General features: G+C 72.9%; 22 protein-coding genes and 1 riboswitch. Of the genes, 8 read left to right on the plus strand and 14 right to left on the minus strand.

The annotated features are described in order from the left end of the window. Positions 1–456: 456 nt before the first annotated feature. From ACXR2U_RS07370 to thrC, 3 genes are all read left to right on the plus strand, one after another. Complete coding sequence (locus tag ACXR2U_RS07370) at positions 457–702, plus strand: DUF3263 domain-containing protein (RefSeq protein ID WP_458824424.1); 246 nt, start codon at positions 457–459, stop codon at positions 700–702. Positions 703–753: 51 nt separating this feature from the next. Beyond that, positions 754–1350 carry a LytR C-terminal domain-containing protein gene (locus ACXR2U_RS07375; RefSeq protein WP_458824317.1) on the plus strand — a complete coding sequence of 199 codons (597 nt, stop codon included), beginning with the start codon at positions 754–756 and terminating at the stop codon, positions 1348–1350. Positions 1351–1368: 18 nt separating this feature from the next. Beyond that, positions 1369–1490: riboswitch (SAM riboswitch) on the plus strand. A gap of 18 nt (positions 1491–1508) precedes the next feature. Continuing rightward, positions 1509–2780: a threonine synthase gene (thrC, locus tag ACXR2U_RS07380; RefSeq protein ID WP_458824318.1), complete on the plus strand. Its 1272-nt coding sequence runs from the start codon at positions 1509–1511 to the stop codon at positions 2778–2780. A gap of 59 nt (positions 2781–2839) precedes the next feature. Here the strand turns inward: thrC and ACXR2U_RS07385 are convergent, their stop codons facing one another. Together ACXR2U_RS07385 and ACXR2U_RS07390 are read right to left on the minus strand one after the other, a co-directional pair. After that, positions 2840–3436: a PadR family transcriptional regulator gene (locus ACXR2U_RS07385; RefSeq protein ID WP_458824319.1), complete on the minus strand. Its 597-nt coding sequence runs from the start codon at positions 3434–3436 to the stop codon at positions 2840–2842. Beyond that, on the minus strand, positions 3433–4236 hold the full coding sequence (locus ACXR2U_RS07390; RefSeq protein WP_458824320.1) for a DUF4097 family beta strand repeat-containing protein: 804 nt from the start codon (positions 4234–4236) through the stop codon (positions 3433–3435). The genes ACXR2U_RS07385 and ACXR2U_RS07390 overlap by 4 nt, the downstream gene beginning before the upstream one ends. Before the next feature lie 292 nt (positions 4237–4528). Between ACXR2U_RS07390 and ACXR2U_RS07395 the strand changes: the two genes are divergently transcribed. Next, a complete protein-coding gene (locus ACXR2U_RS07395; RefSeq protein WP_458824321.1) occupies positions 4529–4732 on the plus strand; it encodes a cold-shock protein in 204 nt (67 codons plus the stop codon). 114 nt (positions 4733–4846) lie between these two features. Here the strand turns inward: ACXR2U_RS07395 and ACXR2U_RS07400 are convergent, their stop codons facing one another. Next, entirely contained in the window at positions 4847–5740 is an 894-nt protein-coding gene (locus ACXR2U_RS07400; RefSeq protein WP_458824322.1) for a PHP domain-containing protein, read from the minus strand. A 123-nt stretch (positions 5741–5863) separates the two neighbouring features. Continuing rightward, positions 5864–6535 (minus strand): maleylpyruvate isomerase N-terminal domain-containing protein, encoded by a 672-nt coding sequence (locus ACXR2U_RS07405; RefSeq protein WP_458824323.1) that lies wholly within the window; start codon positions 6533–6535, stop codon positions 5864–5866. A 249-nt stretch (positions 6536–6784) separates the two neighbouring features. Between ACXR2U_RS07405 and groL the strand changes: the two genes are divergently transcribed. Beyond that, positions 6785–8410, plus strand: coding sequence for a chaperonin GroEL (gene groL / locus ACXR2U_RS07410; protein WP_458824324.1), 1626 nt, complete (start codon positions 6785–6787; stop codon positions 8408–8410). Positions 8411–8562: 152 nt separating this feature from the next. Here groL and ACXR2U_RS07415 read toward each other — a convergent pair whose 3' ends face one another. After that, the gene (locus ACXR2U_RS07415; RefSeq protein WP_458824325.1) at positions 8563–9261 is read right to left on the minus strand and encodes a DUF2510 domain-containing protein; all 699 of its coding nucleotides are present in this window, start codon (positions 9259–9261) and stop codon (positions 8563–8565) included. Positions 9262–9600: 339 nt separating this feature from the next. Between ACXR2U_RS07415 and ACXR2U_RS07420 the strand changes: the two genes are divergently transcribed. Then, the gene (locus ACXR2U_RS07420) at positions 9601–10422 is read left to right on the plus strand and encodes a hypothetical protein (protein WP_458824326.1); all 822 of its coding nucleotides are present in this window, start codon (positions 9601–9603) and stop codon (positions 10420–10422) included. A 96-nt stretch (positions 10423–10518) separates the two neighbouring features. Here ACXR2U_RS07420 and ACXR2U_RS07425 read toward each other — a convergent pair whose 3' ends face one another. Both ACXR2U_RS07425 and ACXR2U_RS07430 read right to left on the minus strand, forming a co-directional pair. Next, entirely contained in the window at positions 10519–11412 is an 894-nt protein-coding gene (locus ACXR2U_RS07425) for an alpha/beta fold hydrolase (RefSeq protein ID WP_458824327.1), read from the minus strand. Between the two features lie 83 nt (positions 11413–11495). Further along, a complete protein-coding gene (locus tag ACXR2U_RS07430; RefSeq protein ID WP_458824328.1) occupies positions 11496–13778 on the minus strand; it encodes a SpoIIE family protein phosphatase in 2283 nt (760 codons plus the stop codon). Between the two features lie 93 nt (positions 13779–13871). Between ACXR2U_RS07430 and ACXR2U_RS07435 the strand changes: the two genes are divergently transcribed. Further along, positions 13872–14375 (plus strand): DUF2505 domain-containing protein, encoded by a 504-nt coding sequence (locus tag ACXR2U_RS07435; RefSeq protein WP_458824329.1) that lies wholly within the window; start codon positions 13872–13874, stop codon positions 14373–14375. 14 nt (positions 14376–14389) lie between these two features. Here ACXR2U_RS07435 and ACXR2U_RS07440 read toward each other — a convergent pair whose 3' ends face one another. Then, on the minus strand, positions 14390–14929 hold the full coding sequence (locus ACXR2U_RS07440) for a CGNR zinc finger domain-containing protein (RefSeq protein ID WP_458824425.1): 540 nt from the start codon (positions 14927–14929) through the stop codon (positions 14390–14392). A 51-nt stretch (positions 14930–14980) separates the two neighbouring features. Between ACXR2U_RS07440 and ACXR2U_RS07445 the strand changes: the two genes are divergently transcribed. After that, positions 14981–16180 carry an MFS transporter gene (locus ACXR2U_RS07445; RefSeq protein WP_458824330.1) on the plus strand — a complete coding sequence of 400 codons (1200 nt, stop codon included), beginning with the start codon at positions 14981–14983 and terminating at the stop codon, positions 16178–16180. Here ACXR2U_RS07445 and galT read toward each other — a convergent pair. The 6 genes from galT to ACXR2U_RS07475 all read right to left on the minus strand — a co-directional run bounded on the left by galT (position 16140) and on the right by ACXR2U_RS07475 (position 23278). Beyond that, positions 16140–17219, minus strand: coding sequence for a galactose-1-phosphate uridylyltransferase (gene galT / locus ACXR2U_RS07450; protein ID WP_458824331.1), 1080 nt, complete (start codon positions 17217–17219; stop codon positions 16140–16142). The genes ACXR2U_RS07445 and galT overlap by 41 nt on opposite strands. After that, positions 17216–18031 (minus strand): DeoR/GlpR family DNA-binding transcription regulator, encoded by an 816-nt coding sequence (locus ACXR2U_RS07455; protein ID WP_458824332.1) that lies wholly within the window; start codon positions 18029–18031, stop codon positions 17216–17218. The genes galT and ACXR2U_RS07455 overlap by 4 nt, the downstream gene beginning before the upstream one ends. Positions 18032–18206: 175 nt before the next feature. Beyond that, positions 18207–20078 (minus strand): cation:proton antiporter domain-containing protein, encoded by a 1872-nt coding sequence (locus ACXR2U_RS07460; RefSeq protein WP_458824333.1) that lies wholly within the window; start codon positions 20076–20078, stop codon positions 18207–18209. A 97-nt stretch (positions 20079–20175) separates the two neighbouring features. Continuing rightward, a complete protein-coding gene (locus tag ACXR2U_RS07465) occupies positions 20176–20763 on the minus strand; it encodes a GNAT family N-acetyltransferase (protein WP_458824334.1) in 588 nt (195 codons plus the stop codon). Positions 20764–20789: 26 nt separating this feature from the next. Next, the gene (locus tag ACXR2U_RS07470; protein ID WP_458824335.1) at positions 20790–22226 is read right to left on the minus strand and encodes a uracil-xanthine permease family protein; all 1437 of its coding nucleotides are present in this window, start codon (positions 22224–22226) and stop codon (positions 20790–20792) included. A 26-nt stretch (positions 22227–22252) separates the two neighbouring features. Then, positions 22253–23278: a TIGR03842 family LLM class F420-dependent oxidoreductase gene (locus tag ACXR2U_RS07475; RefSeq protein ID WP_458824336.1), complete on the minus strand. Its 1026-nt coding sequence runs from the start codon at positions 23276–23278 to the stop codon at positions 22253–22255. Positions 23279–23286: the final 8 nt, after the last annotated feature.

Raw genomic sequence — 23286 nt, forward strand, 5'->3', positions numbered from 1 at the left:
GTCGCGGTGGCGGCGGCGGTGAGGTGGGCCGCCTGGGCGCGGACGTCGGCCGCGAGGTCGGTGAGCCGCCGCGCCGCGGCGACGAGGGCACCGGTGCCGGGCGCCGTCCAGGACGTCATGGCGTCGAGCCTGGGTCGGCCCGGGGCCGCGCCTCCCTGTGAACGACCCGTCTGTGGACGACACGCCGCCCGTCCACAGGGCCGTCACGTGCAGTTCGGCGCCTGGCGGGTGCCGGTCCGCCACGCGGGGCCTCCTGCGTGCTTGAATGACGGTCGACCACCGCGAATGACACTGGTGCAATTCACCGTCCCCCGTCCGTCGCGACGACGTCCGACCCCGAGCGAAGAGGAGTTGCCCGTGGCCGCCGAGCCCGCGCGTGACGCCCAGGGCGAGCCGTCCGAGGCCGCGACCCAGACCGCCGCCACCGAGACCACCGGCGACGAGCTCGGCGCGGGACTGCCGCGCCGCGACCGCGACATCCTGGCCTTCGAGCGGCAGTGGTGGAAGTACGCCGGCGCCAAGGAGCAGGCGATCCGCGACCTGTTCGGGATGTCGGCCACCCGCTACTACCAGGTGCTCAACGCCCTCATCGACACCCCGGAGGCCCTGGCCGCCGACCCGATGCTGGTCAAGCGGCTGCGCCGCCTGCGCGCGAGCCGTCAGCGGCAGCGGTCGGCCCGCCGCCTCGGCATCGACGTCTGAGCGCGCCCGGCCACGCCGCGCCCGCGCCACGACGCTGAATACCCTGCTCGCATGACCCGGCTCGACCCGGCGCCCGACCGTCGCCGTGAACAGATCATCGGCGCGGTCGTCGTCCTCGTCGGCGTGGCCGTCCTCGTCCTCTCGGTCATCGCGCTGATCGCCGCGGGCGACGACCCGAGCAGCGACGTCGCCGGGCCGTCCGTGACCCTGCCGCGCGACTCCGCCAGTGCGAGCCCCTCCGGCACCCCGAGTGCCACCGGCTCGCCGACGACCACCAGCCCGGGGGCGACCGGGTCCGGATCGGCGTCGGCGACCACCTCCACCAGCGCCTCGACGTCGTCGGCCGCCGGCGGGGCCATCGGCTCGCAGCCGCTCGTCGTGCTCAACAACACCCGCCAGGTGGGCCTGGCCCAGCAGGCAGCGGCGACCTTCACCCAGGGCGGCTGGAAGGTCAGCGACACCGGCAACCTCGACCAGGACATCCTGTCGACCTGCGCGTACTACGACCCGAGCGTGCCCGGGGCACAGGCCGCGGCCGAGGCGCTCATGCAGCAGTTCCCGGCCATCAAGCGGACCAAGGAGAAGTTCGGAGCGCTGCCGGCCGGACCCGTCGTCGTGGTGCTGACCGCCGACTACACTGCCCAGTAGCTCCACCCACAACTGAACACCTCATCCAGAGGGGCAGAGGGACCGGCCCGTTGAAGCCCCGGCAACCACCCACGCGCTACGCGTGGTGCAGGTGCCAATTCCGGCTCCCGGGGCAGATCGCGCCCGGGGACAGATGAGCGCGAAGGAACCGCCTCCTCATGACCACCCTGCTCGACCGTCCCGCTGCCTCCGCGTCCCCGGCCAGCGGCCTCGTCTGTCGCAACTGCGGCGCGACCTACCCCCTCGGCGCCCAGCACGCGTGCCTCGAGTGCTTCGGCCCGCTCGAGATCGGCTACGACGCCGACCGGCTCGCGAGCGTCACGCGCGAGCAGATCGAGGCCGGCCCCCACAGCATCTGGCGCTACGCCGGTCTGCTCCCCGTCGGCCAGGACCCCGCCACCCGCGTCGACTCCGGCACCGGCCTGACCCCGCTCATCCGCGCTGACCGCCTCGGGGCCGAACTCGGGTTCACCGCGCCGCTGTGGGTGAAGGACGACTCGGCGAACCCCACCCACTCGTTCAAGGACCGCGTCGTCTCGGTCGCCGTCACCGCCGCCCGCGAACTCGGGTTCGACCGCATCGCCTGCGCCTCGACCGGCAACCTCGCGAACTCCGTCGCCGCGCACGCCTCGCGGATCGGCATGCGCGCCGTGGTCTTCGTGCCCTCCGACCTCGAGCCCGCCAAGATCGCGCAGAGCGCCGTGTACGGCCAGACCCTCGTGGCCATCGAGGGTTCCTACGACGACGTCAACCGGCTGTGCTCCGAGCTGTCGGAGACCGACGAGTTCGAGTCGACCGCGTTCGTCAACGTCAACGTCCGGCCGTACTACGCCGAGGGCAGCAAGACCCTCGCCTACGAGGTCGCCGAGCAGCTGGGGTGGCGGATCCCGCGCCAGGTCGTCGCGCCGATGGCGTCGGGTTCGTTGCTGACCAAGGTCAACAAGGGCTTCAAGGAACTGGTGGCGGCCGGGCTGGTCGACGACACCCCGTGGACGGTGTTCGGCGCGCAGTCGGCCGGGTGCGCTCCGATCGCGACCGCGTTCGCCGAGGGCACCGACGTCGTGCGGCCGGTCAAGCCGACCGGCATCGCCAAGTCGCTCAACATCGGCAACCCCGCCGACGGCCCCTACGCGCTCGACGCCGTCCGGGCGTCCGGTGGCGCGATGGCCGCGGTCGACGACGACGAGATCCGCGAGGGCATCTCACTGCTCGCCCGCACCACCGGGGTGTTCGCCGAGACGGCGGGCGGGGTCACGGTCGCGGTGCTGAAGAAGCTCGCCGAGGCCGGGCTGCTCGACACCAGCCGCGAGACCGTCGTCTACAACACCGGTGACGGCCTCAAGACCGTCGACGCGCTGCAGGTCGCGCCCACGGCCGTCATCAGCCCGACGGTCAAGGGCATGCGCGAGGCGGGACTGCTCGTCCCGTAGGCCGGGTCCCGGCCGCCCGTGCGGCAGGAGCGCCGCCCGCGGGCGCAGGTGATGCAGGCTCACGGCCGTTCGTCCAGGATCGCGGTCAGCTCGTCGTCGAGGCGGCGGACCAGATCGCGCACGCGGCGCACCCGGTCGGGGTCGGTGCGCTGGACCGCCCGGGCCGCGCGCTTGAGCAGCGCGGCGAGGTCACGGTCGAACGCCTTCGCCTCCTGCTCGTCGAGCTTCACGTCCGCCCGGGCCGACCGGCCGGACGCCCGCCGCTCCCGGCGGGCGCCCCGGGCGGCCGCCGTGAGTTCCTCGCGCAGGTCGCGGGCCGACGCCCCGACGTCGCGCCGGAGCTGCTCGGCCACCCGCGCGACGCTCTCACGGACCTCCTGCTCGACCGAGTCCAGCTCGTCGCGGTGGGCCTCGAGTTCGGCGCGGCCGGCCTCGGTGATGGCGTAGACCTTGCGGCCCTCGACCTCGTGGTGCTCGACCAGCCCCTCGGCCTCGAGCTTGGCCAGGCGCGGGTAGATGGTCCCGGCCGACGGGGCGTAGGTGCCGAGGAACCGGTTCTCCAGTTCGACGATGACCTCGTAGCCGTGGCGGGGGGACTCCGCGAGCAGGCCCAACAGGTAGAGCCGCAGGCCGCCGTGCCGGAAGACCGGGCTCACGTCGTCACCGTCGGCCGGTCGACCAGCACGATGCGCCCCGAGACGGTCGACCCGGTGACGTCGACGTCGCCGCCGCCGGTCGCGCGGGCCTTGGACGAGCCCGGGGAGCGGTGGATCTCGACCGGGAAGTTGTCGGAGTCGATGCGACCACTGGTGGAGTCGAACCGGACCCGGCCGAGCGCCTCGACCGGTGCACGCAGCAACAGGTCGCCGCTGACCGTGCTCAGCGTGATCTCGGAGGCGGGCTCCGGCAGCAGGTCGAGCGTGATGGCGCCCGAGACGGTCTCGGCCTTCAGCCGCGACGGCCGCCCGTCCACCACCGTGAGGTCGCCGGACACGCTGAACAGCTTCACCGGGCCGCGGACCCCGCGCAGTTGCAGGTCGCCGGAGACCGTCTCGCCGCGCGTGCCGGCGGACAGGTCGTCGACCACGACCGTGCCCGACACCGAGCGGACCTCGGCTGCCTCGGCGAACCCGGCGACGGTGGCCGTCGCGCTGACGACGCCCAGCTGCACCTTCGTGTGGTCCGGCACGGCGATGGACACCCGCGCCTCGCGCTTGTTGCTGCCCGTGACGAAGGCCAGGATCCCGCCCCACTTCACGTCGTCGTAGCCGACCCGCAGCACGCCGTGCTCGAACCGCACGACGACGGGTGGGCCGTCGAGCACCTCCACCTCGACCCGCGCGGGACCGTCGGTCGACACGACGTCGACCGCCCCCGCCACGAGCCGGATGCGTGCACCGCTGACGTCCTCGTCGATCTCGACGGTCTCGGTGTCCTCGACACGCCACTCGCTCATGACGGTCCTGCCTCTCGTCCGGTTGAAACGCGATGTATCGCGTTGCGGTCGACGGTAGGGAGCGACTGTCGCGAAGTCAAGACACATCGCGTTCGGGACGGTCGGGGAACGCCTGCGTGACACGCCCGGTGGAGAACTGCGACACGCCCGGAGGGAGGTGGCGGACGGTGTCGGGCGCCGTGTACGTTTCGCCGCGGTCGAGGTACCGAAGGACGTTCGGGACTACGTATGACCCCGAGCGTGCGCGACGTGCGGCGCTCCGGAAACACTGCAAGATCCGCGAGGAGCGCACGTGGCACAGGGCACCGTGAAGTGGTTCAACGGCGAGAAGGGCTACGGCTTCATCGCCGTGGACGGCGGCCAGGACGTGTTCGTCCACTACTCCGCCATCCAGTCCGACGGCTACCGCAGCCTGGACGAGGGTCAGCGGGTCGAGTTCGAGGTGACCCAGGGTCCCAAGGGCCCGCAGGCCGACCAGGTCGTCCCCGTCGCCTGAACCAGCACCACCAGCTCGATCCGGCCCGGTTCCACCGCAACGGCGCGGTGGGGCCGGGCCGTGTCGCGTCCGGGGACTCCTCGGGACGAGGGCGTGCCGGGGACGCGGTCGTGATCAGGACGCGGCGGTGACCAGGTCGTCCGTGCCGGCGGCGACCGTGCCGGTGGCGTCGCGCTCGTCGCCGGCCGCGGCCGACGTGCCGGTCAACGCGGCGAGGTAACGCCACGCGCCCACCCCACGGGGCGCGGTGGCGTCGCTGCCGGCGACGAGCGTGACGCCCGCGTCGTGCAGGGCGACGGCGATGCGCACCGACGGTGCCCGCCAGGTCTCGTCGACCTCGACGGCCGCGCCCTTCTCGGTGCAGGCCTCGGCCACGGCGAGCAGGTGGTCGTCGGTGACCAGGTCGTCGTCCAGCCCCAGTTGCGGCAGCAGGCTGAACGGCCGGCCGAGCACGGTGTGGGTCGGGCTGGTCGCGACCGCCGCGACCATCGCGGCCACCAGGTCGTCGACGATCTGCTCGCCGGTGACCGTGCCCTGCTCGAGCGCGGCCCGGACCTCCTCGACCTCGACCGGGCCCTCGGCGCCGGGCATGTGGACGGCCGTCACCACGACGTGGTCGACGCCGGTGACGTCGCCCGGCAGGTCGAGTCGGCCGGCGCGGTCGAGCACCGCCGTCTCGACGCCGCAGCGCACGGTGATCCCCGGGCGCGCGAAGGCGCGGACCATCTCGACGTAGTCGGGGAGCCAGTCGGTCGCGGCGCTCACCTGGTCGGTGATGCCGACGGTGTGCAGGCCGGCGGCCTGGGCGGCGTCGACCATGCCGACGGCCGAGGCGGTGCCGCGCCCGAGGTCGGTGTGCACGTGCCAGTCGGCGCCGAGGTCGATCGGCAGCGGGTTCTCCACGACGGCGGCGTCGGCCTCGGTCACCTCGGCCGCGCGGGCCAGCGGGACGACGGGCGCGGTCTCCGCGGCGGTCAGGGCGGTGTCGTTCTCGGCGTGGTCAGCCATGGCAGCGGCGCCCTGTCTCGGGTCGAGCGGTCACCGGGTGCGACCACTTCACTGGGAACACACATGACTTTGTACCCGAGGAAGAGGCTTCTGTCATCCGGAGATCGGCCGGACCTCCGGCCGTCAGCCGAACAGGGGCAACCGGGCCACGGCGTCCCCGAGCGCGGCGGTCTCGGCCGACGTCGGGTCCGCCCGGCCGGTGGCGAGCCGCGCCCAGCGCTCGCTCGACCAGTCCGGCGGCGTCGGCCGGCCGAGCAGGGCGTCGCACACCCGCCGCACCTCGGCCAGGACCTCGGGTGCGGGCGGGTCGGGCAGCACCGCGACGAGGTCGAGGTGGTGGACGGCCGCCTCGACGGCGAGCGTCGACACCAGGGACGCGACCGTGAGCGTGTGACCCTGGGTGACGACGACGGTCCCGGGATCGGCCGCGGCGACCGCGTGCAGGACGGCCCGGGCGGTCTCCCGGTGCAACCCCGCGGGCCCCGCGACACTGCTCCACTGGCTGGCCATCGTGCGGGTGACGCGTTGCCCGGTGTCGGCGCCCGGGCTGCCCGCCTCCCACCGCGACCAGTAGCTGATCGCGTCGGTGTCGGGCGGCGCCGCGGTCGGGGTGTGCAGCGCGACCAGGGCCCGCTGGGCGTCACCGGCGAGGTGGAACACCAGGTCCCGGACGGTCCAGCCCGGCAGGGCGGTGGCGGTCCACCCGGTGGTGTCGGCGCGGTCGGGAGGCTGGGTGGCCAGGCTGTCGGAGAGGGCGAGCAGCGGGGCGTAGGCGGCGGCCAGCAGGTCGGTCACCCGTTCTGCCTAGCAGGGGGCTGGGCGTGGCGTCCGGTTTCTTGCACTCCCCGGGTGAGAGTGCCAGACTCGGTTCTGGCACTCTCCACAGGTGAGTGCCAACGGACGACGTCCTCCGGGCGATCGTGCCGCGCCGCGCAGCCACACCGCGCGAGCCGGCAGGCCGTCGCGGGCCCCGGGCCCGGTGGGAAGCGTCCTCTGGCACCACCCCCTGAACACCACCACTGTCTACGAGAAGGACGTCATCGCATGGCAAAGATGATCGCGTTCGACGAAGAGGCCCGTCGCGGCCTGGAGCGCGGCATGAACCAGCTCGCCGACGCCGTCAAGGTCACCCTGGGCCCGAAGGGCCGCAACGTCGTGCTGGAGAAGAAGTGGGGCGCCCCCACGATCACCAACGACGGTGTGTCCATCGCCAAGGAGATCGAGCTCGACGACCCGTACGAGAAGATCGGCGCCGAGCTGGTCAAGGAGGTCGCCAAGAAGACCGACGACGTCGCGGGTGACGGCACCACCACCGCCACCGTGCTGGCCCAGGCGCTCGTGCGCGAGGGTCTGCGCAACGTCGCCGCCGGCGCCAACCCGATGGCCCTCAAGCGGGGCATCGAGGCCGCGGTCGCGTCCGTCTCCGAGGTCCTGGGCAACCAGGCCAAGGACGTCGAGACCAAGGAGCAGATCGCCGCCACCGCGTCGATCTCCGCCGCTGACACCTCGGTCGGCGAGCTCATCGCCGAGTCGATGGACAAGGTCGGCAAGGAAGGCGTCATCACCGTCGAGGAGAGCAACACGATGGGGCTCGAGCTCGAGCTCACGGAGGGTATGCGCTTCGACAAGGGCTACATCTCGGCCTACTTCGCCACCGACACCGAGCGCATGGAGTCGGTCCTCGACGACCCGTACATCCTCATCGTCGAGGGCAAGATCTCCTCGGTGAAGGACCTGCTCCCGCTGCTGGAGAAGGTCATGCAGTCCGGCAAGGCCCTGCTGATCATCGCCGAGGACGTCGACGGCGAGGCGCTCGCGACCCTGGTCGTGAACAAGATCCGCGGCACCTTCAAGTCCGTCGCCGTCAAGGCCCCGGGCTTCGGCGACCGCCGCAAGGCCATGCTCGGCGACATCGCCATCCTCACCGGTGGCCAGGTCGTCAGCGAGACCGTCGGTCTCAAGCTCGAGAACGCCACCATCGACCTGCTGGGCACCGCCCGGCGCGTCGTGGTCACCAAGGACGAGACCACCATCGTCGAGGGTGCGGGCGACGCCGAGGCGATCCAGGGCCGGGTCAACCAGATCCGGACCGAGATCGACAACAGCGACTCCGACTACGACCGCGAGAAGCTGCAGGAGCGGCTGGCGAAGCTCGCCGGCGGCGTCGCGGTCATCAAGGTCGGCGCGGCCACCGAGGTCGAGCTCAAGGAGCGCAAGCACCGCATCGAGGACGCCGTCCGCAACGCGAAGGCGGCCGTCGAGGAGGGTCTCCTCCCCGGTGGTGGCGTCGCGCTCGCGAACGCCGCGGTCACCGCGTTCGACAAGCTGGACCTCAAGGGCGACGAGGCGACGGGCGCGAACATCGTCCGCGTCGCGCTCACCGCGCCGCTCAAGCAGATCGCGATCAACGCGGGTCTCGAGGGTGGCGTCGTCGCGGAGAAGGTCTCGACGCTGGAGCCCGGCTGGGGCCTCAACGCCGCGACCGGCGAGTACGTCGACATGCTGAAGGCCGGCGTCGTCGAGCCCGCCAAGGTGACGCGTTCGGCGCTGCAGAACGCGGCCTCGATCGCCGCGCTGTTCCTCACCACCGAGGCCGTCGTGGCCGACAAGCCCGAGAAGGCCGGTGCCCCCGCGGGCGGCGGCATGCCCGGCGGTGACATGGACTTCTGATCCCCGGATCAGGCGTTCAGCAGTACCAGTAGTACCTGTCCACGAGGGCGGTCCGGCAGCAGCCGGGCCGCCCTCGCGGCGTTTCCCGGGCCCACCGCGTTCACGTGAACGCGCCGCGAGGCCACCCCCTGACCGCGTTCACGTGAACGCGGTCAGGGGTGGCGCTGCTGCAGGACGCCGACGACGACGTGCTGGAGCTGCTCGCGGCGGGTCGGGTCGACCGCGCGGAGCAGCAGGGGCGGGCCGTCCCCGGCGAGGCCGACCACCAGCCCGCCGTCGGTGAGCCCGGTGACCCCGACGACGTCACCGAGGTCGACCTCGACCAGCGCGTCCTCGGGGTGGGTGTCCTGGACGACGAGCAACAGCCGCCGGTCGGTGACGACGAGGTCGCCGTCCACCCGTGCCGCGCCGAGGCGGGTGCGCGAGCGGTGCTCGTCGTGCACGGTCACCGGCACGGCCTCGACGACCTGCTCGCCGGGAGTGGTCGTCTGCAGCACCTGCGGCCGCACCGCCGTGTAGGTGGCGACCCGTCCCTGGCGGGCGCCGTCGCCGAGCGGGGCGAGCAACCCGAGGACCTGGTGGTCGAACTGCGCCGCGAACGACTCGTCGGGCGCGACGGCCACGGGCGCCGCGGTCACCGTCGTCGTCGGGGGTGACCACGCCGTGTCGGTCCGCGGCCACGGCGCCGACGCCACGGCCGGCACGGGCGACGTGACCTGCGGGGCGGGCGGCGGGGTGTCACGCAGGCGGCGGAAGTCGGTCCACGCCGCGCCGTCCCACCAGCGCAGCAGGCCCGGATCGGCCGGGTCGAGCAGCCACCCGGCGGGCGGAGCGGGCGTCGCGTCGGTCACCGGCGCAGAGTAGAGGGCAGCCGGGAACATCTCGGACAGGTCGTCCGTTGGAGCCATCAGACCGACCCGGTTCAATGCCCCCGGGCCTCAACCACTGCCGCTACGAGCGGCCACTCGCCGAGAGGCGGCTTTGCCGGGTCGGTCGCCCACTTCGAGTGAGCACGGGCCGCGTTCACGTGAACGCGGCCCGTTCTGCGTTTCCCGGGGACCTTCGGGCCGGGAACGGACCCCATCGGGCACCGATGACGTGAGGCGCTGTCCACCCCGGGTCGTCGTGGGTCAACCTCGGCTCGCGGTGCGCGTCCGCGGGCCGCGAGGGGACGACTCCGGAGGTTCGTCGTGAGAGCTCGATGGTTGGTCGTGGCGGTCGCCGCGACGGCAGCACTGACCGGTGGGACGGTGGCGGCGATCGCCGCGCCGCAGGGGGAGAACAGCACGCCGTCGGCACAGTCGGCCGCACCGAAGGCGCCGGTCGACACCGCGACCGAGTTGAAGTACACCGCCGTCACGCCGTGCCGCGTGCTCGACACCCGCAAGGCGGCCGCCGGCCCGCTCGCCCTCAACACCACCCGCAACGTGTTCGTCGCGGGGACGTTCGGGTTCGCGCCGCAGGGCGGCACGTCCGGCGGCTGCGGGGTCCCGATCGGCGCCACGTCGGTCACGGCCACCGTCGCCACGGTGACGCCGCCCGGATCGGGGTACCTGGTCGGCTGGGCCGCGGGCACCCCCAAGCCCGGGACGTCGTTCCTCAACTTCTCGGCCGGGAAGGTGACCAGCACCGGCGTCACGCTGCCGATCGCGAAGTCGGCCAGCGCGCAGCTGTCCCTCCAGGCTCAGGCGCCCGGCAGCACCCAGGTGATCATGGACGTGACCGGCTACTACACGTTGCCGCTGTCGGTGGTCGTCAACTTCAACGGCACCGTGTCCTCCAGCGGGGGTCGGGTGACGGCGGTGGCGACACCGGTGGACACGGCCGGGTCCTACCAGGTGACGTTCGACCGGGACGTCTCGCGGTGCGCCTACTCGGTGACGCCGAACAGCTTCCACCTCGTCGCCCAGGCGCAGCCCCGGGCGGGCAACATCAACGCCGTCTACGTGTTGCTGCAGAGCGCCTCGGACGTCGACACCGCGGGCGGGTTCTCGCTCGTCGTGACCTGCTGAGCTCCCACGTTCCTCGCGGCCGCGCCGGCACCCACGTGCCGGCGCGGTCGTCCGTGCGGGGGCGGTGGTCGGTGCGGATGACGTCCGCCGTCGACGTCACCTGCCGGTCGGCAGCGTCGCCAGCCAGGCCAGCAGCAGGTCGTTGACGGCGTCCGGGGCCTCCTGCTGCACCCAGTGCCCGACGCCCGGCAGCACGTGCGAACCCCGTAGCCCCGGCATCGTGCGGTCGAACGCGGCGATCGCCTCGCGGCCGCCGTGCACGACCGGGTCGTCGGCGCCGCCGACGAACAGCGAGGGCAGGGTGAGCGGGGCACCGTCGTGGACGGCCAGGTCCTCCCAGTCGCGGTCGACGTTGCGGTAGCGGTTGAGGCCGCCGGTCAGCCCGGTGCGCTCGAACTCGCCGACGTAGAAGTCCAGGACGTCGTCGGTCAGCCACGCCGGTCGGGCCGTGACGAACCGCGCCCGCATCGTGCCGCCCGGCGGGACGAAGAAGGCGTTCGCCGCGCGGTCGTGGCTCATGGTGTCGGCCGAGAGGCTCGCGTACATCCCGGCGATCCACCCCGCGACGTCGGGTTCGATCTCCGCCTCGGCGCGGCCGGGCTGCTGGAAGTGGTCGATGTAGAACGTGTCCTCGCCGCCGACCCGGGCGAAGAACTCGGTCGGGCGCGGACCACCCCGCGGGAGGTAGGGGACGCTGAGCAACGCCACCGCTCGCACGACGTCCGGCCGCAGCAACCCGGCGTTCGCCGTGATGGGTGAACCCCAGTCGTGCCCGACCACCACGGCCGGACCGTTGCCGAGTGCACCGATCACGGTCGCGACGTCGTCGACCAGCTCGGTCATCCGGTACGCCTCGATCGCCGCCGGCCGCGACGAACGGCCGTACCCGCGTACGTCGATCGCCGCCGCGCGGAACCCGGCCGCCGCGAGCGCCGGCAACTGGAACCGCCACGAGTACCAGGACTCCGGGAACCCGTGCACGAACAGCACGAGCGGGCCGTCGCCTTCGACGACGACGTGCGTGCGGCCGGCCGGCCGCGGACGGGATCGTCAGGTGCTCCACGGCCGCGACGCTAGCCGACCGGTGGGCTCGTCTCCCGGACCGCGAGGTCGGCCCAGACGCTCTTGCCGGAGCCCGTCGGTTCGACGCCCCACGCGCTCGCGAGGGCGTCGATGAGGTGCATGCCGCGGCCGCTGGTGGCGGTGGGCTCGAAGCGCATGTTCGGTGACGGCGGGCGGGTCTCGGTGTCGGTGACGGTGATCCGCACCCGGCCGGTCTCGCGCTGCAGCTTGAGCACCGACTTGCCGTCGGTGTGGCGGATGGCGTTGGTGACCATCTCGCTGACGATCAACGTGGCGTCGTCGACGACCGACTCGCTGCCCCACCGCGCGAGCATCTCGCGGGTGAACGACCGGGCCCGGCCGACGACGTCGGGGCCGACGGGCAGGCGCATCGTGGCCGACTCGAACCGGGCGCGGGTGCCGACGACGTCACACACCAGCAGGGCGACGTCGTCGGTGAGCCCGGCGCCGACGCGACCCAGGACGACGTCGGCGGCGTGTCCCGGGTCGCCGAACGGGACGGTCGCGAGCGCTGCGGCCAGGCGGGTCACGCCCGCCTCGATGTCGTCGTCGCGGCGCTCGACCAGGCCGTCGGTGTAGAGCAGGAGTCGGTCGCCCGCGCCGAGTTCGACGGTGGTGACCGGCCAGGTGGTCCGTGACAGCACCCCCAGCGGGACGCCGACCGCGGCGTCGACCTGGGTGACCCGGCCGTCGGCGCGCCGGACCAGCGGGCGCGGGTGCCCCGCCCGGACCACCCGCAGCCGGCCGGCGGCGACGTCGAGCTCGGCGACGCAGCAGGTGGCCATGACGTTCGGGTCGAGATCGGCCAGCAGCTTGTTGGCCCGGCCCACGGCGACGTCGAGTTCGTGGCCCTCGGCGAGGTAGGCGTGCAGACCGGTCCGCAGCTGACCCATGAGAGCCGCCGCCTGCAGGCTGTGGCCCTGGACGTCGCCGATGACGAAGATGGCGCCGTTGTCGGTGGGGACGACGTCGTACCAGTCGCCGCCGACCTCGACGTCCTGCGCGCCCGGCAGGTACCGCACCGCCACCTCGACCTCGTCGAGGGTGGGCAGTTCGCGGGGCAGCAGCGAACGTTGCAGGGTCTGGGCGACGCTGGTGATCGCGGCGACGCTGGCTGACAGCTGCCGGCGGGCCTCCCGCTCGGCCTCGAACAGCCGGACCCGTTCCAGGGTCGCGCCGAGCTGCCGGGTGGTGGCCTCGAGCAGGTCGACCTCGCCCTCGGCGAACTGGCGGTCGGTGGTCCAGATCAGACCGATCGCGCCGACGACACCGGCCTGGGTGAGCAGCGGCAGGCACAGGCTGGCGCGCACCACGCACGGTCCGCCCCGGACCAGCTCGGGCATGTCGGACGGGTCGACGGAGGTCGGCCGGGCGACCGGTTGGCCGGTGCGCATGGCCCGCAGGATCGGCGGTGGCAGGTCCTCGGGAGGCGGCATCGGCGTCGAGCCGGGAACCGCCCGCCACCCGACCAGGCGCCAGTCGTCGGGGGTGCCGAGGTAGACCCGGACGGTCGAGGCGCCGAGCGGGGCGACGACGTCGCGCACCAGAACGTCGAGCACGTCGTGCTCGGTGACGGCCGCGGCCAGCGCCGCGGTGAGCTGCTGCAGGACGGCGAGCCGGGCCGCGGTCTGCTCGGCCTGCAGCCGGGCCTGCTGCTCGGCCTCGAACAGCTTGGCGTTCTCCAGCGCGATCGCGGCCTGGCTCGCGACCGAGCGGATGACCCGCTCGACCCCGACGTCGAACCGGCCGGTCTCGCGGTGGCCGAACAGCAACGCACCGAAGACCTCGCCGGAGCTGCTCACCACGGGGGTCGCGAGGTAGCTGCGCACCGGCAGGTGCCCCGCGGGGAAGCGGCTGTGGCGGGGGTCGGACGGGATGTCGTCGACCCGCACGGTCTCGCGGCCGCTGAACGTGGGCTCGAACAGGGCGGTGATGCGGACCGGCGGCATGCTGCGGAACCGCTCGGCCTCGGCCCCGGAGAGCACGTGCAGGCGGTAGTTCTCGCCGTTGTTGTCGACCGCGTTGTAGAAGAACGCGCCGAACTCGGCCCCGGAGAGCTGCGTGCCCGCGTCGGTGACGGCCTGCAGGATCCGGGCGAGGTCGCGCGTCGACGCCGTGGCCTCGGCGAGTCGGAGCAGGGCTTCCCGGTCGTCGGCACGGTCGTCGGCACGGGCGCCGAGGCGGTCGGCCGTGCGGGCCGACACGGGGGGTGGGGTCTCGGCCAGGGTGCGCGCGGGCACGACGGTCTGCCGCGCCACGGTCCTGGGCTCCACGCAGGGCAGCTTAGGCGGGCCGGAGGGCCGCCGTCTCGTTGAGCGGGCGAAGTCTGACTGGACCTGATACCGCCGGTACCGCACAATTCCTGCATGCGCCTGGAGCAGGAGTGGAAGACGGGGAACACGGTCGACGCCGCCTACGGGGCCCACCTGGACCGGTGGGTGCGGGAGGAGGGGTGCCGCAAGTCCGGGGCGAGGGACTTCACGGTCACGATCGAGGACGACGGTGACGCCACCAAGGTCGTCCTCGACCGGCAGATGCCCCTGCGGGGGATGCCCGGGCCGGCCAAGAAGGTCCTCGGCGAGACCGCCCGCATCGTGCAGACCGAGCGTTGGCACGCCCCGGACGCCGACGGCGTGAGCCGCGCCGACGTCGTGGTCGAGTTCCCCGGCAAGCCCGTCTCGATGACCGCCGAGGCCGTCATCAGCCCCACCGACGCCGGCAGCCACGAGGTGCTCAGCGGCGAGGTCAAGGTCAAGGTGCCGATGGTCGGCAAGGTGGTCGAGCCCGAGATCGTCAAGCAGATCAGTCGCTCGCTCGACGTCGAGATGCAGGTCGGGATCGACTGGCTGGCCGAAGGCCACGGGAAGTAGGCGGTCGGTCGGGCTCACTCCCGCCGGCGCGCGCGGTAGGCGCGGGCCTTGGCGCGATCGCCGCAGCCCGCCATCCCACACCACCGCCTCCGCCCGGCGCGTGACCGGTCGAGGAACGGGTGGGTGCAGGCGGTGTCGTCGCACCACCGCAGGCGGGCGAGGTCGTCCCCGCCGACGAGGTCGAGCGCCGACCGCGCCACGGTCGACAGGGCGGCGGTCACGTCGCCCGTGCGGGTGAGCGTGCCGTCCGGTGCCAGGCGGGCGGTGACCGGCGGGTTCGCCGCGGCCCGGTTGACGGCGGCCAAGGCCGCCCGGGGGAGGGGTCGGCTGTCGCTCGCCGCCACCAGCAGTGCGTAGAGGGCCTCGCGCACCTCGAGGGCGCGGATCAGGTCGTCGTCGTCCGCCTGGGGGTGGCGGTCGACGACTCCGGCCCGCACGAGCCAGTCGTCGAGGTCGACCGGGGTCCGCAGGTGTTCGTGTCGGGTCGAGTTGCGCTCGGCCACCGTTCCCACGAAGTCCAGCGCCGGGTGGTCGGCGACGCGGGCGGTGTCCATGGCCACGTCACCAGTTTGACGGGTGACGCAACCCGGGGCAAGGTGGACACCATGACGGCATCACTGGTCGAACCGGTGACGAGCAGGTCGCGCGCCGCCGTACTGCGGTACACCGCGACCGCCACGGCCGCGCGGATCGGTGACGCCGGGGCCGGGATCGGCGTGGTGCTGCTCGCGGTCGACCGCGACGGCGCCCGGGCGGGAGCGCTCGTCGGAGGTCTGCTGACGGCCTCGTTGACCGCGCCCCACGTGCTGGGGCCCTGGACCGGTCGGCTGCTCGACGGTGGTCGCGACCCACGTCGGGTGCTCGGTCTCGCCTGCCTGGTCTACGCGGTGGCGCTGGGTGCGGGACTCGTGGTCATGACGGCCGGACCCGTGCTCGCCGCCGCGCCCGCGTTGCTCCTCGCCGGGGCGGCCGGTCCGTTGCTGACCGGCGGGTTGAGCTCGCTGGTGGCGGGCCTCGGGGGCGACACCGGCCGGGCCCGGGGCGTGGACGCCCTCACCTACGGGGTCGCCGGCACGGCCGGTCCGGCCGCGGTCGCCGGACTGGCCGCCGTCACCTCACCGGCCACGAGCCTCGGCGTGGTCGCGGTCGTCGTCGCGGCCGCCGCGCCGGGGTTGCTCACCCTCCCGCGGCCGGCAACGCTCACGACCCGCACCGGCGGCTCGTCGTCCGGCATCGGACTGCTGTTCGCCGGACGGTCCCTGCGCCGGGTCACGGTCGTGACCATGGCGGCCGCGGCCGCGGGCGGAGCGCTGGCCGTCGTCGCGGTGCTGCTCGCAGTCGACCTCACCGGTTCGGGAGCGGCCGGCCCGTGGCTCGTCGTCGCTCTCGGTGCGGGCAACCTGCTCGGCGCCGTGGTCGTCACGGCTCGGCCGTGGCGGGGCGACCCGGTCCGGTCCGGCCTGAGGGTCGCGGGCGTGCTCGGCCTCGCGACCGCGGTGCTCGCCGTCGTGCCGACCGTGGCCGTCGCCGCGGCGGTCTTCGCCGTCGTCGGCGTGCTCACCGCCTGGTGGGTGGCCACGACGCTGACCGCCCGTGACGTCCTCGCGCCGCCCGGCAGGCGCGGCGAGGTCTTCGTGGCGATGTCCGGACTGAAGGTCGCCGCGGGATCCGGCGGCACCGCCCTCGCCGGTGTGCTCGCCGGCTGGGGGGCCCGGCCGCTCGCGTTCGCCGCGGGAGCCTTGGTGCTGGTCGCGCTCGGTGCGGTCAGTCTCCGCGCAACCGCGCGGCGGCCTGCTCCGGGGTGACGTCGTTGATCCACACGGCCGCGCCGGACTCCGAGCCCGCGAGGTACTTCAGCTTGCCCTTGGCGCGGCGGATGGTGAACAGCTCGTTCGCGAGGTGCCAGTCGGCGCGGCCGTCCGCGACCGGCGCCTGCTGCCAGCCGGAGATGTAGGGCGCCGGGGTGTCGAAGAGCCGGTCGAAGCGCTGCAGGACGTCGAGGTAGACCTCGGCGAGCTGGTGGCGTTCGTCGTCGGTGAGCGCGGGCAGGTCGGGGACGTGCCGGTGCGGCACGATCCGGACCTCGTAGGGCCAGCGCGCGGCGAACGGGACGTAGACCAGCACGTGCTCAGTGTCGAGGACGACACGTTCGCCCGCCTTGCGTTCGGCCTCGGCGACGTCGCACTGCAGGCAGGCGTCGTGGTCCGCGCGGTAGGCGGCGTTGTTGGCCACGACCTTGCCGAAGCGGGCCGGCACGAACGGGTAGCCGTAGATCTGCCCGTGCGGGTGGGAGAGGGTCACGCCGATCTCCTCCCCGCGGTTCTCGAAGGCGAAGACGTACTCGACGCTCGGAACGGACGACAGTGCAACGGTGCGGTCGACCCAGGCGTCGAACACCGTGTGCACGCGCGAGAGCGGCAGCCCCGAGAACGACGTGTTGTGGTCGCTGGTGAAGCACACGACCTCGCACCGGCCGGCACCCGGCCACGAGGAGAACGGCGGGTCCTCGACGACCGGCACGTTGGCGAGGGCGTCGGTGGCGAGCGACGGGAACCGGTTCTCGAACACGACGACGTCGTAGTCCGCCGCCGGGATCTCGGTGAGCCGTTCCCCACGGGTGGGGTCCAGCGGGCAGTCGTTGGTCGGCGGCTTGTAGGTGCGGGACTGCCGGTGGCCCGCGATGACCGACCAGTCGCCGAAGATCGGGTCCCAGCGCACCTGCGAGGCGTTGTGCACCTCGGGCAGGTCCCGGCGGTCACGCGCCGACCGGTCGGCGCCGGGGGAGTCGTCGAAGTAGATCAGCTCACGGCCGTCGGCCAGGTCGATCGGGGTCTTGACCGTCACGCGGTCACCTCGCCCGCGACCGGCACGTCGATCTCCAGGTCCGCGGGTACCACCAGCAGTTCCCCCACCGTCTCGCGCAGGTGCTCGGCGACCTGCGGCTCGATGCCGTCGTCGGTCACGAGCACGTCGGCCGTCGACAACGGGCCGAAGTCGGCGAGGCCGACCGCGCCCCACTTGCTGGAGTCCGCGACGACGACGACCTGTGACGCCCGGTTGATCAGCTCGCGGTTGGTGTGGGCCTCGGCGAGGTTCGGCGTGGTGTAGCCCGCGTGCGCGGCCATGCCGTGCACACCGAGGAACAACTGGTCGACGTAGATGGCGCGGATGCCGATGTCGGCGATCGGGCCCACCAGGGCGGCACTGGGCGTGCGCACCCCGCCGGTCAGGATCACCGTGCGGCGCGAGGGGTTCGGCAACGTGGCGATGGTGTCGGCCACCGTGGTCGAGTTGGTGACGATGGTGAGGCCGTCGATGTCGGCGAGGAACGGGGTCATGGCCCACGTCGTGGTGCCGGCCGAGATCGCGATCGCGGTACCCGGGCGGATGAGGGTGGCGGCCGCCGCGGCGATGGCGTGCTTGGCCGAGCGGGCGATCTCCCGCTTGGCCTCGAACCCGGGCTCCTCGGTGACGTTGCCGGTGAGCACCGCACCGCCGTGCACCTTGGTGGCGAGCCCCGCGCTGACCAACTGCTCGAGGTCGCGGCGGATCGTCATGTCGGAGACGCCGAGCAGGTTGGTGAGCTCGCTGACGCGCACGCCGCCCGAGCGGCGGAGCTCCGCGGCGATGCGGGCCTGGCGTTGACGGGCGAGCACGGGCAGCCTCTCGGATCGACGCGGCGCGGACGGGCGGGGCGGTGGGGGAACGGAGTCGAGCGGTCGCGACGGGGCGAGCCGGGAGAACCCGCTCCGTCGAGGAGCTACAGAATCTCTCGGAATCGCACAATGTGCAACACCCTGACTGTTCGGGCCGAGAGGGACGTACAGCGCGTCAGCCGATCTGTTCGTCCACGTAGCACCACCGCCACGCCTCGCCGGGTTCGGCACTGCGCATCACCGCGTGGGACGTCTGGTGGAAGTGGGCCTCGGCGTGCCGACGTTCGGAGGAGTCGCAGCAGCCGACGTTGCCGCAGGTCAGGCACGCGCGCAGGTGGACCCACGCCGTGCCCTCGCGCACGCACTCGCCGCACACCCCGGGCGTCAACATGCGGATGACGGTCGGAGCGTCGGCCAGGTGCTCGCAGGCGGCGACCAGCCGTCGTCCGGGCACCAGTTCCTGGTCGTGGTCGCGGGCGCCGAGGTCGTCGGCCCGGTCCAGCAGCGACTCCTCGAGGTCGATGGCCGCGAGCGCGCCGCGCAGCACCTCGTCGTCGGCGCGACCCTCGTCGCGGGCGTCGACCACGACCTGTCGCTCCGCGGTGAGCATCTGCACGCGCAGGCGCCGGTACATCGCGCTCGGGGGCTCGTACTCGGCGTCCGGGCGCCCGAGGACCTCCCAGGCACTGTTGACCCGGGTGTCGGCGCGATCGCGCAGGGCCTGCACCACGGCCTCCGGTTCGTCGCCCACGAGCAGGTCGTCGAGGCGCTGCAGGCCGGCCTGGGTCGCGGCCGACACCAGCGACGCCGTCTGCAGAGCGTCCTCGGCGGGATCGGGACCCGCGACCTTGAGCCGGCGGACCAGCGACGGCAGCGACAGGCCCTGGATGAGCAGGGTGCCCGCCACGACCACGAACGCCGCCAGCTGCAGCAACGGCCGCTGGGGCGTGTCCTCGGGGATCAGCAGCGCGGCGGCGAGGGTGACCACGCCGCGCATGCCGGCCCAGGAGATGAGCGTGGAGTCGGACGCGGGCCAGGGGTCGCGCCGCGCGGCACGCCACAGGCCGGCGGCACCGAAGACCCAGACGAAGCGGGCGGCGATGGTCGCGACCAGGACCGCGGCGCACGTCGACACGACCGTGCCGACCGACAGGTTCGACTTCTGGACGGCCGCGAGCAGCACCGGCAGTTGCAGGCCGATGAGCAGGAACACCGCGTTCTCCAGCAGGAACGCCACCGTGCGCCAGTTCGTCGCCTCGGCCACGCGTGACTGCGCCGTCTGCACCTTCGGCGCCCGCTGGGCGAGCACCAGGCCGCAGACCACGGTGGCGAGCACCCCGGACGAGTGGGCCTCCTCGGCCGGCAGGAAGGCCAGGAACGGGGCGGCGAACGACAGCGTGGTGTCGAGGACCGGGTCGGTGATCCGGCGTCGGACCGCGGCGAGGACCAGCGCGACGACCACGCCGATCGCGACCCCGCCACCCGCTGCGAGCGCGAACCGCCACCCGACCTCGCCGATGCCGACGCTGCGGGTCAGCGCGGCGATCGCGACGTTGAGGGCGACCAGCGCCGCGGCGTCGTTGACCAGGCTCTCGTTCTCCAGCAGCGTCGTGATCGGGCGCGGCATCCCGAGCCGCTTGCCGAGCGCTGTCGCGGCCACGGCGTCGGGTGGGGCGACCACCGCGCCGAGCGCGACGGCGGCGGCGAACGACACGGCCGGGGCCACCCACCACGTCACGAGGCCCACGAAGAACGTCGTGAAGACGACCGCACCGACGGCCATCATGAGCACGGCCGCCTTGTTGTTGCGGAAGTCCACGAGCGAGGACCGGATCGCCGCGGCGTACAGCAGCGGCGGCAGCAGACCGAGCAGGACGAGGTCGGGTTCGATCACGACGTCGGGCACCCCGGGGATCGACGCGATCCCGACCCCGACGACCACGAGCACGAGCGGGGTCGGCCAGCCGAGCCGGTCGCAGAGGCCCGCGGTCACCCCGACCACGACCACCAGGCCGAGAACGATCAGTGCCGCATCCACGGGTGACATCTTCCGTGATGCGAGCGGCGCGTGGAGCGACCACCCGACCCCGGTCGCACCGACCCGTCTCTGCTGGGGCCCGGATTGTCCGTGATGTCCCGGGGGATCAGTGCAGCCGCGCCGCCCGGGCCGCCAGCCACTCCCGCTCGAGGACGGCGTGGACGTCGAGGTCCGACCACTCGCCCTCGAACAGTTCGTTCTCGACCAGGTGGGCCTCGTGGCGGAACCCGAGCCGACCGGCCACCCGCGCCGAGGCGGTGTTCCGCGCGTCCATCTGAGCGATGACGCGGTGCAGGGCGAGGCCGCCGTCGGGGTCGAAGGCGAGGTCGAGCAGGGCCGTGCTCGCCTCGGTGACGTAGCCGTGGCCGACGGCGTCCGGGTGCAGGACGTAGCCGAGCTCGCCGCCCCGGTGCTCGGCGGAGCGGAAGAAGAGGATGACGTCCCCGACCAGTCGGCCGTCGCTCGCGCGCTCGATGCCCAGGGTCAGGGCGTCGCCCTCCTCGCGCAGCGCCTGCACTCGCCACATGCCGTCCAGCCGCTCGGCGATCGTTGCAGCCGACATCGGTTCGAACGGCAGGTACCGGCACACCTCGGGGTCGCTGCGGTAGGTGAGCAGCGCCGCGGCGTCGGCGTGGGTCAGCGGCCGCAGGCGCAGCCGTGCGGTGACGATCGGGTACGTCGGTTCCAGGGCCACGCGCTGATCATGCCGCGCGCCCGCGCTCAGTCGAGTCGTTTGCGCAGCGTGGGCCGGCCGGGCGTGGACGCCGTGTCGGTCTCGGTCAGGTCGGCACCGGGTTTGAGGTGGGCCGGAGCGAACGCCCGGCACAGGTGGTAGGCGACCAGCACGATGATCGTGCCGGCGGCGATGCCGCCGATGGAGAAGGTGTCGGTGACCTTGATCTCGAGGTTGCCGATGCCCGCGATGAGGCCCGCGGCGAGCGGGACGAGGACGAGCGGGTTGCCGAAGTCGACCTTGTTCTCGATCCAGATCTTCGCGCCCAGCAGGCCGACCATGCCGTAGAGCACGAGGGTGATGCCGCCGAGCACCCCGCTCGGCGCCGCGGCGACGACTGCTCCGAACTTCGGGCAGAAGCCGAACAGGATCCCGACCAACGCGGCGATGTAGTACGCCAGCGTCGAGTAGATCCGGGTCGCGGCCATGACCCCGATGTTCTCCGCGTAGGTCGTGGTGGGCGAGCCGCCGACGAAGCTCGCCACCGCGGTGCCGACACCGTCGCCGATGAACGCCCGGCCGAGGTACGGGTCGAGGTCGTCGCCGGTCATCTCCGAGACGGCCTTGACGTGCCCGGCGTTCTCGGCCAGCAGCGCGATCACGCTGGGGATGACCAGCAGGACCGCCGCCGCGCTGAACGCCGGCAGGTGTGGTCCGGTCAGTTCGCCGAAGGTCGGGCTGACGATGGTCTTCGGCAACCCGATCCAGGCGGCGTCGCCCACGGCGGAGAAGTCGAGCCGTTTGCCGGTCGCGGTGCACGCGGTCACGACGTCGGCCGTGCACCTCGGCACGTCGTCGACCCGGTCGGCGATCCAGCTGATGCCGTAGCCGAACAGCAGGCCCAGGAAGATCGCGATGCGGCTGAGGAACCCGCGGCCCAGGACGGCCACCGCGATGACGAAGGCCGCGGTGAGCAGCCCGACCCACTGCGAGGTCGGGAAGTAGGTCTGGGTCGCCACGGTGGCGAGGTTGAAGCCGATGAGCATGACCACGGCACCGGTGATCACCGGTGGCAGCACCGTCCGCACGATGTGGGCACCGCCGAAGTGCACGATGAGGCCGACACCCGCCAGGATCAGGCCCGCCACGAGGATGGCGCCGGTGACGTGGGCCGAGTCGTTGCCGGTCTGCTGGGCGCGGATGGCTCCGACGGCGGCCACGAACGAGGCCGACGTGCCGACGTAGCTGGGGATCTTGTTGCCGACGATGAGCAGGAACATGATCGTCGCGACGCCCGACATCAGCACGGCGAGGTTGGGCGAGAGCCCCATGACCGCGGGGAACACGAACGTGGCGCCGAACATGGCGACGACGTGCTGCGCGCCGAGGCCGACCATGCGCGGCGTCGAGAGCCGCTCGTCGGGTCGTACCACCTCGCCGACCGGCGGCGTCCGGCCGTCGTGCACGAGCTTCCAGGTGAACATCGACACTGATGTACCTCCGGTCCGGGTCAGGAGACGGCCGCCTCCGGCGGGTTGACGGCGGGGATGACGTGGTCGCCGTAGGCCCGCAGCGTCTCCTCCTTGCCGTCGTGCTGGAGGTAGACCGCGAACTGGTCGACGCCGAGCGAGCGCAGTTCCTCGATGCGGCGCACGTGCTCGGCGACCGGGCCGAGGATGCAGAACCTATCGACGATCTCGTCGGGGACGAAGTCGGCGTGGGTGTTGCCGGCTCGGCCGTGCTGGTTGTAGTCGTACCCCTCGCGGGATTTGATGTAGTCGGTCAACGCCTGCGGAACCCCGCTGCTGGCGGGGGAATCCCCGTACCGGGCGACGATGTCGGCGACGTGGTTGCCCACCATCCCGCCGAACCAACGGCACTGGTCGCGCATGTGGTCGAGGTCGTCGCCGACGTACGCGGGCGCGGCGACACAGATGGTCACCGAGTCCGGGTCGCGGCCGGCGTCGGCCGCCGCCTGCTTGACCGCGCCGACCGTCCACGCGGTGATGTCGGGGTCGGCGAGCTGCAGGATGAAGCCGTCGGCGACCTCGCCGGTGAGCGCGAGGGCCTTCGGGCCGTACGCGGCGATCCACACCTCGAGCCGGCTCTTCGACGCCCAGGGCAGCCGGATCATCGTGCCGCGGTGCTCGACCGCGCGGCCGTTGCCGAGTTCGCGGATGACGTGGGTGGCCTCGCGCAACGTCTGCAGGGTCGTGGGTTTCCCCGAGAGGGTGCGGACGGCGGAGTCGCCGCGGCCGATGCCGCACACGGTGCGGTTGCCGTACATCTCGTTCATCGTCGCGAACGTCGAGGCCGTCACCGACCACTCGCGGGTGGCCGGGTTGGTGACCATCGGGCCGACGACGAGCTTGTGGGTGCTGGCGAGGATCTGCGAGTGGATGACGTACGGCTCCTCCCACAACAGGTGGGAGTCGAACGTCCAGGCGTAGTCGAAGCCCTGCATCTCGGCCAACCGGGCGTACTCGACCACCTTGCTCGCCGGCGGGGTGCACTGCATGACGACACCGAAGTCCATGGTCATCC

The sequence above is a fragment of the Jatrophihabitans sp. YIM 134969 genome, assembly GCF_054456675.1.

Excerpts from the sequence above, each read along its gene's own strand:
- ACXR2U_RS07375 (WP_458824317.1), top strand. The coding sequence starts at position 754 with ATGACCCGGCTCGACCCGGCGCCCGACCGTCGCCGTGAACAGATCATC.
- thrC (WP_458824318.1), top strand. The coding sequence starts at position 1,509 with ATGACCACCCTGCTCGACCGTCCCGCTGCCTCCGCGTCCCCGGCCAGC.
- ACXR2U_RS07390 (WP_458824320.1), bottom strand. The coding sequence starts at position 4,236 with ATGAGCGAGTGGCGTGTCGAGGACACCGAGACCGTCGAGATCGACGAG.
- ACXR2U_RS07400 (WP_458824322.1), bottom strand. The coding sequence starts at position 5,740 with ATGGCTGACCACGCCGAGAACGACACCGCCCTGACCGCCGCGGAGACC.
- groL (WP_458824324.1), top strand. The coding sequence starts at position 6,785 with ATGGCAAAGATGATCGCGTTCGACGAAGAGGCCCGTCGCGGCCTGGAG.
- ACXR2U_RS07435 (WP_458824329.1), top strand. The coding sequence starts at position 13,872 with ATGCGCCTGGAGCAGGAGTGGAAGACGGGGAACACGGTCGACGCCGCC.
- ACXR2U_RS07440 (WP_458824425.1), bottom strand. The coding sequence starts at position 14,929 with ATGGACACCGCCCGCGTCGCCGACCACCCGGCGCTGGACTTCGTGGGA.
- ACXR2U_RS07445 (WP_458824330.1), top strand. The coding sequence starts at position 14,981 with ATGACGGCATCACTGGTCGAACCGGTGACGAGCAGGTCGCGCGCCGCC.
- ACXR2U_RS07460 (WP_458824333.1), bottom strand. The coding sequence starts at position 20,078 with ATGTCACCCGTGGATGCGGCACTGATCGTTCTCGGCCTGGTGGTCGTG.
- ACXR2U_RS07470 (WP_458824335.1), bottom strand. The coding sequence starts at position 22,226 with ATGTTCACCTGGAAGCTCGTGCACGACGGCCGGACGCCGCCGGTCGGC.
- ACXR2U_RS07475 (WP_458824336.1), bottom strand. The coding sequence starts at position 23,278 with ATGGACTTCGGTGTCGTCATGCAGTGCACCCCGCCGGCGAGCAAGGTG.